The sequence below is a fragment of the Aggregatibacter sp. genome (assembly GCF_057314075.1).
Map to the genome: position 1 here is coordinate 56,508 of NZ_DBHLAR010000003.1, position 9,456 is coordinate 65,963.

9 protein-coding genes are annotated in these 9,456 nt (G+C 41.2%); 5 read left to right on the forward strand and 4 right to left on the reverse strand.

The window, feature by feature from the left end; translation table 11 throughout:
• Positions 1 to 73 precede the first annotated feature (73 nt).
• The 4 genes from ACO5E4_RS01725 to ACO5E4_RS01740 are packed head-to-tail and all read right to left on the reverse strand — an operon-like array spanning position 74 to position 3,620.
• Positions 74 to 793, reverse strand: coding sequence for a substrate-binding domain-containing protein (locus ACO5E4_RS01725; RefSeq protein WP_485861854.1), 720 nt, complete (start codon positions 791 to 793; stop codon positions 74 to 76).
• Positions 787 to 1,572 (reverse strand): ABC transporter ATP-binding protein, encoded by a 786-nt coding sequence (locus ACO5E4_RS01730; RefSeq protein WP_485861855.1) that lies wholly within the window; start codon positions 1,570 to 1,572, stop codon positions 787 to 789. The genes ACO5E4_RS01725 and ACO5E4_RS01730 overlap by 7 nt, the downstream gene beginning before the upstream one ends.
• Positions 1,565 to 2,578: a molybdate ABC transporter permease MolB gene (molB, locus tag ACO5E4_RS01735; RefSeq protein WP_485861856.1), complete on the reverse strand. Its 1,014-nt coding sequence runs from the start codon at positions 2,576 to 2,578 to the stop codon at positions 1,565 to 1,567. The genes ACO5E4_RS01730 and molB overlap by 8 nt, the downstream gene beginning before the upstream one ends.
• The gene (locus tag ACO5E4_RS01740) at positions 2,565 to 3,620 is read right to left on the reverse strand and encodes an ABC transporter substrate-binding protein (RefSeq protein ID WP_485861857.1); all 1,056 of its coding nucleotides are present in this window, start codon (positions 3,618 to 3,620) and stop codon (positions 2,565 to 2,567) included. The genes molB and ACO5E4_RS01740 overlap by 14 nt, the downstream gene beginning before the upstream one ends.
• A 275-nt stretch (positions 3,621 to 3,895) precedes the next feature.
• Here ACO5E4_RS01740 and ACO5E4_RS01745 point away from each other — a divergent pair, with 275 nt between their 5' ends.
• From ACO5E4_RS01745 to ACO5E4_RS01765, 5 genes are read left to right on the forward strand one after another with little or no spacing between them, the layout of a single operon-like run.
• Entirely contained in the window at positions 3,896 to 5,587 is a 1,692-nt protein-coding gene (locus ACO5E4_RS01745; protein ID WP_485861860.1) for an ABC transporter substrate-binding protein, read from the forward strand.
• Positions 5,587 to 6,552, forward strand: a complete 966-nt coding sequence (locus ACO5E4_RS01750) for an ABC transporter permease (protein ID WP_006717697.1) — start codon at positions 5,587 to 5,589, stop codon at positions 6,550 to 6,552. Before ACO5E4_RS01745 ends, ACO5E4_RS01750 begins: the two co-directional genes overlap by 1 nt.
• On the forward strand, positions 6,542 to 7,429 hold the full coding sequence (locus ACO5E4_RS01755; protein ID WP_485861858.1) for an ABC transporter permease subunit: 888 nt from the start codon (positions 6,542 to 6,544) through the stop codon (positions 7,427 to 7,429). The genes ACO5E4_RS01750 and ACO5E4_RS01755 overlap by 11 nt, the downstream gene beginning before the upstream one ends.
• A 6-nt stretch (positions 7,430 to 7,435) precedes the next feature.
• Positions 7,436 to 8,485 (forward strand): oligopeptide/dipeptide ABC transporter ATP-binding protein, encoded by a 1,050-nt coding sequence (locus tag ACO5E4_RS01760; protein WP_314956374.1) that lies wholly within the window; start codon positions 7,436 to 7,438, stop codon positions 8,483 to 8,485.
• A 10-nt stretch (positions 8,486 to 8,495) separates the two neighbouring features.
• The gene (locus ACO5E4_RS01765; RefSeq protein WP_485861859.1) at positions 8,496 to 9,299 is read left to right on the forward strand and encodes a peptide ABC transporter ATP-binding protein; all 804 of its coding nucleotides are present in this window, start codon (positions 8,496 to 8,498) and stop codon (positions 9,297 to 9,299) included.
• Positions 9,300 to 9,456: the final 157 nt, after the last annotated feature.

Here is a 9,456-nt window from a genome sequence, read left to right on the forward strand (position 1 = left end):
GAAAAAATGAAGAGGAGCTTAATTTGCTTGGGATTAAAGAGATAAGGAAAGTGCGGTGGAAAAAGCATGTGTTTTATTCTGATAAAAAACCGTGCTTATACATGATCTGTGCTGCCTCTGCAGAGGTTAAAAAATGAAAAAACTGTTGTGTTGCTAAATTTTCATTCAGTTGCACTGCGGCATAAATCGCTTTGATATTCCATTCAGGCGGGAAAAGATGACAGCATAAACCACAATGCTGTAAATATGTCTGATAGTTGGTATAGCCTACCATCACGTCAGCGTACCCCTCTTTTAATAGGTATTCCGCGGCAATTTCACCTTTAGGTACAATGCTTTGTTCTCCTCCCACTAATTGCAATGCACGCTGTTTTAAATATTCACCTTGCTTAGGGTATCTTTTTTCTACTAAATCAAAAAGTTGCCAAGTGTAATCGCCCCCCGGATCAGCGATAGGCGTTGATGTAGCGAGACGCAAATGAGGATCTAGCAATATATCCAATGTTTCTCTATTCTTGTATTGCGATTCGTCTCGTGTCGTGAGCATCAATCGATTAAACGCTAGAATTTGCTGGTTATAAATACATTTCGTGGCAGATAGGATGTTGATATTTTGCAAATTAGCACTAATAAAAATATCACAGTATTCATCGGCTTCCAGGCGTTGTCGCAACAACCCCGCCGGCGCCAAATGTAAATGAACCTCCACCGGATTTTTCTGCTTGAAAATCGTCACGAGCTCATTTAAAACATGACGAAAACTGCCTGCGCTAAAAATCGTTAAATTCAACATTTTTTGATCCTATGAAAGCCACTTAATACGCTGTCGTACACGGGGACAAAATGCGTAAATTCATGGTTTTGATAGTGTGCTTCCTGCACCAACATGGGTAAATGAAATAACCGTGTCAAATTCTCTGCCGTCAACACATCATCAGTTTGACCAAATAACACGTTTTGCTTATTCATCAACAAAACTTTATTCGCCACGGCAACCACATGATTCGGTTGATGCGTTGTAAATATGACGGTTAATCTATGTTCTTTCACCAACTGTTGCAATAACGATAACACAGTATTTTGATTCGCTAAATCCAAAGCAGAGGTCGGCTCATCCAACAACATTAATTTGCATTCGGAAGCAATGGCGCGCGCAATTAAAATCAGCTGTCGCTGCCCGCCTGAAAGTGAAGCAAATTCACGATTTGCTAAATGACTCAAGTTCAAATAATCCAGCGCCTGTATAGCGATTTGGTAATCATGCAATTTTGGTTTGGCAAACGTATTAATGTGGGTAGAACGCCCCATCAGCACGATATCCAACACGGAATAAGCAAAAGGTGAAGAAAAGAATTGAGGTACAAAACCGATGGATTGATGCACCTCAATCTTGCCCTGAATCGGGCGATGAATACCAAGTAGCAAATCCAGTAAGGTGCTTTTGCCACAACCGTTTTGCCCTAAAATCGCGAGAATATCGCCTTGTTTCAACGCAAAATTGAGTTGTTTAAACAGAAAGTTTTCTGCTTGGTAATAAAAGCCCAGATTTTCCACAGAAAGCGCGTTATTCATTCATGCCTCCGCGTTTTAGCTTATACACCAATACACCGAATAACGGTGCACCAATAAGTGCGGTCAAAATACTGAGCGGAATTTCGGCATCGGATAGCGAACGTGCGACATTGTCCACCAGCAACATATAAACCGCGCCAACAAGCATGGTACAAGGCAATAAACGTTGATGATTGGCACCGACCAGCATACGGCTAAGATGAGGAATAATCAGCCCGACCCAGCCAATACTGCCACTAATTGCTACCTGACACGCCACTAACGAACCGCTTAAAAAGATCACTAACCAACGTAATGGCGCCACTTTCACACCTAAAGCTTTGGCTTCTTTGTCGTCTAACGACAGTAAATTCAAGCGCCAGCTTAAGCCCAGCAAAATCGAGCTACACGCTAAAAACGGGACAAAGAAAAAAGTGAATTTTTCCCAGTTAGAGGTAGCAAAGCTGCCCATTAACCAAAACACAATGCTCGGCAATTTTTCTTCTGTGTCGGAAATGTATTGCAATAAACTAACGAGCGCAGAAAAAAGCCCGCTTAAAATCATACCGATGAGAATCAACATCAACAGGCTACGTTGATTAAATTTGAAACTAAATAGAAAAACTAAGGCAAGTGTGCCGAAGCCAAATAAAATCGTGGTAGCAAATAAGCCATACAAACTAAACCCGAAAAAAATCGCCAACGTACCACCAAAAGCAGAACCGGAGGTCACACCGATAATATGCGGATCGACCAATGGGTTACGAAAAATGCCTTGTAATACCACTCCACTCAACGCCAAACCGGCGCCCACGCAAAGGGCGGTGAAAATTCGAGGTAAACGCACTTGAAAAATCACTTGCTGTTGCACCGGGTCAATCTCAAGTGCGGTGGCTTTTGCCCACAGAATTTGTCCAATTTGTGGTATAGATAAGGAATACCGCCCGATTCCCAAAGAAATCACGGCGGTAATCACAAGCAATAACGTTAAACCGATAAGGATTTTTGAATAGTTACTTGGCTGCATTGTCGTCTTTGTAAGACGTGCGGTAGAATTTTTGATAATAATCGTTCACCATTTTATCTAAATCTACGTCTTGGAAACGTTGCGGATAAAGGGCTTTTGCCAACCACACTTCACCCAACGCTAAGGCTTCCGGCATCGGATAACCCCAAGCTTTGGCATATTCTGGCATCAATAAAACTTTTTTATCTTTTACCGCCTGAATATTCGCCCAGCCCTGATCGTTCAAAATTTGCGGTACGACATCAGGATAACGATCCTGCACTAAAATCACAGCCGGATTCCATTCCAACACATTTTCCAAAGAAACCTGCTTGAAACCTTTAATGGTTGCAGCTGCGACATTATAAGCACCTGCGTGTTCTAACATGAGACCGGTATATTTACCCGAACCATAAGTATTTAAATCCGGATTTGCCATATAAGTACGCACGCGTTTATCGGCAGGGATATCGCTTAGACGATCCGCTAATAATTTACGATTAGCAAAGGCGGCTTTCACTAATTCATCACCTTGTTGTTTTTTCTCAAACACTTCCGCGATCAGTTCGATGCCCTGTTTTAAACCGTCATTATAGGCTTTATCTTCATCGCTTAAAGTTGGGTTAAGTTTGCCTTTTTCGCCTGCTTCACCGGTACGCAACGAAATTGCCACTACCGGAATATTCACGTCACTGATTTGTTTAATCATTTCCGGTGGTGCGTAGTTAGTCACAAACACGACATCCGGTTTTAATGCCAACAGACTTTCAATATTTACGGAATTCAAATCGCCTGGCATTGCCATTTTTTCCAGCTCCGGCGCAAGACGAACATAGTTTTTACCCAACTGTTTTTTCCAGTTAGAAAGCACACCTACAATCTGTTTTGTGGCATCCAACTGCACAGCAATATTTAGAGTTTGGTGCTGTAATACTACGGCACGGTTAATGTGATCAGGAATGGTTACCTGACGATCCAACTGGTCGGTAATAACACGATCAGCAAATGCTGATACAGAAAATACGCCAACTACGGCAGCAAGTATTAAACGATTGAGTTTCATAACACATCCTTACTTTAAAGAGGAAAAAAATCAGGACGCATTATATATCAAAATACACAACCCATTGGCGATATTTTGCTACCTAAATCAGGGCATAAAAAACACTTGGAAAAACAACCGCACTTCTCCGGTTATACTGACTAACCGGCTTAATTTACTGAAAAAAGTGCGGCCATTTTTAGCGACAAATTTTCAGAACCGGCAGATTCACTAGAATATCCACGGAATATATCTTACAATTTGACATTCATTTTTAGCCTGTTGACCCGTTTATGATGTTGTATAAAAAATTGATTGTACTCGTTTGTTTATTTGCTTTTGCGGTGAATTCTGCAACGGCGGCACCACGCGTACCTGAAGAACTCACAGACAACGGATTAATTTATTGCACGCACGCCTCCGGCTTTTCCTTTAATCCGCAAACGGCGGATGCAGGAACCAGTATGAACGTGGTAACTGAGCAGATTTACAATAAACTGTTTGAAATTTCGAACACGGCTGCCGAGCCAATCCCTGTATTAGCACAATCTTACTCGCTTTCGCCCGATGGCAAAGTGATCACCATTCATTTACGCCGTGGGATTAAGTTCCATCAGACCGATTGGTTTAAACCGACCCGTGATTTTAATGCGGATGATGTCGTGTTTTCGCTCAATCGGGTGTTAGGTTATAAGACGTATTTACCGACGTTAGAACAAACCTCCATCAGCTATAAAAACCCGCAATATCGTATTTTCCATGAACAGGCGAAAAAGGTGCGCTTTCCTTATTTTGAAAGCATTAAGCTAAACCAAAAAATCGAATCGGTGAAAGCCATCAATCCGCATACGGTAGAGATTACCTTATTCAAACCTGATGCTTCCATTTTGTCTCACTTGGCAAGTCAATACGCGATTATTTTCTCGCAAGAATATGCCGTACAGCTCAATGCTGACGACAATTTAGTGCAACTGGATACCTTGCCTGTCGGCACCGGCCCGTATAAAGTCAAAAACTATTTCCGCAATCAATATGTGCGTCTAGAAAAAAACGAAGAATATTGGAAAAAAGAAGCTAAAATTCATGACATTCTGATTGATTTATCCGCAGATCGTACGGGGCGATTGGTGAAATTCTTTAACGGTGAATGCCAAATTGCTTCCTATCCGGAAGTCAGTCAGTTAGGGTTACTGAAGGAAAATGACGCACGCTATTATATGAAAAGTGTTGAAGGGATGAATTTGTCGTATTTGGCATTTAATTTCCAAAAAACAGCAATTCAAGATCCGGCATTACGACACGCAATCTCACAAGCTATTAATCGCAAAAGAATCATTAAAACGATTTATCACAATACCGCAACGGTTGCGAATAACATTATTCCGAATATTTCCTGGGCTTCAAGCGTAAATACGCCGGATTTTGAGTATGACTTCATGCCATTGAAAGCCAAACAAGTGTTACAAGATAAAAAATTAAGCTTAGCGATGTGGGTGATTAATGAAGAACAAGTATATAACCCGGCTCCGCTTAAAATGGCAGAATTAATTAAATCAGATCTTGCGAATGCCGGCGTTGAAGTGAAAATTCGCCCGGTCACCCGAACATTTTTAATTGAGCAATTACATAATAAATCTGAAGACTACGACATGATTTTAACCGGTTGGCTCGGGGGAAATTTAGATCCCGACAGTTTTATGCGCCCAATTTTAAGTTGTAGCACCTCAAATGAAATCACCAATTTATCCAACTGGTGCAACGAACAGTTCGATGACATCATGAATAACGCATTAGATAACGCCAATCAACGGGTTCGATCCGAAGCTTATAACCAAGCACAAGAATTAATTTTATCGGAATTGCCAATCATCCCTATTGCTAACGTAAAACGGGTTTTAGTTGCCAATAGCCGCGTACAAAATATTGAAATGAGCCCCTTCGGCACTTTGAATTTCTCGACGCTATCACTACGAAAAGGACACAAGTAATGTTTAATTCTCTGATTCGACAATGTGTTTTTCTCGTTTTAACGTTCCTTATCCTAACATTAATCAGTTACCTGATTTTGATGCAAGATCCGCTTAATGCCGAATTAATGACACCGCACTTTTACAGTGGCTATTTTCATTATTTGGTGCGCCTTATCCAAGGTGACTTAGGCATCAGCTATAACGGTGGCGAAGCCCTTAAATCGACTATTTTTACCGTGCTCCCACCGACATTAGAACTCTGTTTTTGTGCGATTTTACTGGCAACATTGTTCGGTATTCCCCTTGGGCTAATCGGTGCAATTTATCCCGCTAATTTTATCGGAAAAACCATCCGCACTTTATCTGCTGTCGGTCTCTCCTTGCCGGTATTTTGGATTGCGCCGATTTTACTGTACTTTTCTGCAATTAATGCGTGGGAAATTTCTGCTATCGGGCAATACAATTTACTTTATGAAATCAAACCGATTAGCGGTTTCCCGATTATTGATGTTTGGTTTGTCGAAGCACCTTATCGGATTAAAATCATCCAAAACGTTTTACAACACTTGGCATTACCCACCTTAGTTTTAACCATTTTACCCACCATGGAAATCGTACGTTTAGTGCAACAACGAGCTGAATTTATCTTCCAACAAAACTACGTCAAAGTTGCTTCCACGCGAGGTTGGTCGAAATTTAGTGTGTTACGTAAATACGTTTTACGCAACACCTTGCCTTTATTAATTCCTCACACCACCCGTTTATTTACGTTGGTGATTACACAATGTATGTTGGTTGAAAATACCTTAGGTTGGCCGGGAATCGGACGTTGGTTAATTGATGCCGTCACACAGCAAGACTACAACAGTATTTCAGCCGGCATCATTACTATCGGGCTTTGTATTATTATCATTAAAGTGGCATCTGAAAGCTTAATCTTTATTTTGGATCCGTTAAATAAGAAGGGTTGGCATGCAAGATAGAGAACCTGAAGATTTTCGTGAAAGCAACACATTAAAGCATATTTGGGCACTCTTCCGAGAAGATCGCATTGCGCTTTTCAGTTTCTATGCTCTTTTAGTGCTGATTTTGACCGCACTTTTTAGTCCATTGATTGCCCCTTACTCTGATGAAATGCAATTTATCGGACAAGAACTTATGCCGCCTTCTTGGGCAAATAACGGCCAGATCGCCTATTTTTTAGGAACGGATGATATTGGTCGGGATGTGCTCAGTCGTATTATTATCGGCACGACCTATACCGTTGGTGCTGCGATTATTGTGGTGATTCTTACAGCTCTTATTGGCGGAGGGCTCGGCATTTGGGCTGGCATGTCGCAAGGCATTAAATCTCGTGTACTGGGGCATTTTTTAGATGCCTTCCTTACCATTCCTGTGTTACTCGTGGCAATCATTATCGCCACCTTAATGGAACCAAGTTTAATTAACGCCATGTTGGCAATTACCTTGGCATTGCTGCCTTATTTCGTGCATGAAATTTATCGCAGCATTCAAGCCGAACTCAAAAAAGAATATGTGCTAATGTTGCGTTTAGACGGCATTTCTAATAGCGCGTTACTAAAAGAAACCATCTTGCCCAACATTGCGCCACAATATATTCAAGAAATTTCCCGCGCATTTACAATTGCCATTTTGGATATTAGTGCCCTCAGTTTTATTTCCCTCGGCGCGCAACGCCCTGCACCGGAATGGGGGGCGATGATAAAAGACTCCTTAGAATTAATTTATTTAGCCCCTTGGACGGTTATTCTGCCGGGACTTGCAATTATCATCAGCGTACTAATCGGCTTGGTGTTTACCAATGGGCTATGCCGAGCTATTACCAAATATTATGAGTAGATAACTATGGCTCTCCTAGATATTCGCAATCTTCGCATTGATATCCAAACCCCAAATGGGTTAATCCGCATTGTCGATAATGTCAGTTTTACAATCGATGAAGGGGAAATTTGCGGCTTAGTCGGTGAATCCGGTTCGGGAAAAAGCCTCATTGCAAAAGTTATCTGTAATGCTTTTAAAGATTCTTGGATTGTTACCGCGGATCGTTTCCGTTTTAACGATGTTGAATTGCTAAAACTCACACCGGCACAACGGCGTAAACTTGTGGGTAAAGAAATTTCAATGGTGTTCCAAGACCCGTTAACCTGTCTTGATCCAAGCCAGAAAATTGGTAAACAACTCATCCAAAGTATCCCGGGATGGACATTTAAAGGTCGTTGGTGGCAGCGTTTATTTAATTGGAAAAAACGTCGCGCCATTGAGTTACTGCATCGTGTCGGGATCAAAGAGCACAAAGATATCATGCGCAGTTATCCTCATGAATTAACGGAAGGAGAAGGGCAAAAAGTCATGATTGCCGTTGCCGTGGCAAACCAACCTCGATTACTGATTGCCGATGAACCGGCAAATTCGGTGGAATCGATTACAAAAGTGCAAATATTCCGTCTGCTTTCAAGTATGAATCAAAACCAAGGCACATCCATTTTACTTGCCAGTAATGACATCAACACTATCAGCGAGTGGTGTGACTCGTTTATTGTGCTGTATTGCGGACAAAATGCGGAATCCGGCCCTAAAGAGAATATTTTAGAAACCCCACATCACCCCTATACTCAAGCCTTGTTGCATTCCATTCCGGATTTCACTCAACCTTTGCCTTTTAAAGGCCAGCTTGGCACTCTCAAAGGTTCGGTTCCCCTACTGGAACAAATGCCAATTGGCTGTCGTCTTGGCCCACGTTGTCCATTTGCGCAGAAAAAATGTATCATAAAACCGACCGCACTTCGCATCAAACAACATGAATTTTTCTGCCATTTCCCCATTAATTTACGGGAAAAGAAAATCAAAGAAAAAGAATTAATTCAACCGCTCACCTTAAGCACCGATCAAGAATAAGGGAAAGAAAATGCCATTATTACAAGTGGAAGATCTCACAAAATCATTTAAAAATACGCTCGGTCTGCTTAACCTCGGTTATTTCCACGCAGTAGAAGAAATCAGCTTTTCTCTTGAGGCGGGCAAAACATTAGCAATTATCGGACGCAACGGCTCCGGCAAATCCACCTTGGCAAAAATGATTGTTGGTATTATTGAACCTACTTCCGGCAAAATTTTATTTAAAGATAAACCGCTCACTTTCGGGGATTATAGTTACCGCTCAAAGCATATTCGCATGGTATTCCAAGATCCGAATACCGCCTTTAATCCGCGTCTCAATGTAGGACAAATTCTTGATATACCTTTGTTATTAGCCACCCATCTGAACGAGCAAGAACGAAATCAGAAAATTTTTAACATTTTGAAATTAGTGGGAATTCATCCTGATCATGCCAACATCAAAATTAATACGCTTTCCGTAAGCCAAAAACAGCGTATTGCCCTTGCTCGAGCGTTAATTTTAGATCCACAAATTATCATTATTGATGATGCGGTCGGGTCATTAGATACCACGGTCAAAACCCAACTGACCAATTTAATGCTCGAATTACAAAACAAGCTAGGACTTGCCTATATTTATGTTGGTCAACATTTAGGCATTATTAAGCATATTGCCGATGAAATTTTAGTGATGGAAGACGGCGTGATGATTGAATATGGTGAGACACGTTCAATTTTCACCGATCCACAAACAGATATTACTAAACGACTAATCGAAAGCCATTTTGGTAAAATTTTGGATGACTCTTCTTGGGAAAAATACCAAGACTAAAATTCCAATGCCTTCAATAAGAAAAAGTGTGGTAGATAATTACGATAAAAATTTTCATTAAATCAATTCAAGTCGAATTAATTGAGAGGGAAGACAAAAAGGTGGCTGGGGTACTAGGATTCGAACCTAGGGATGCCGAGATCAAAACCCGGTGCCT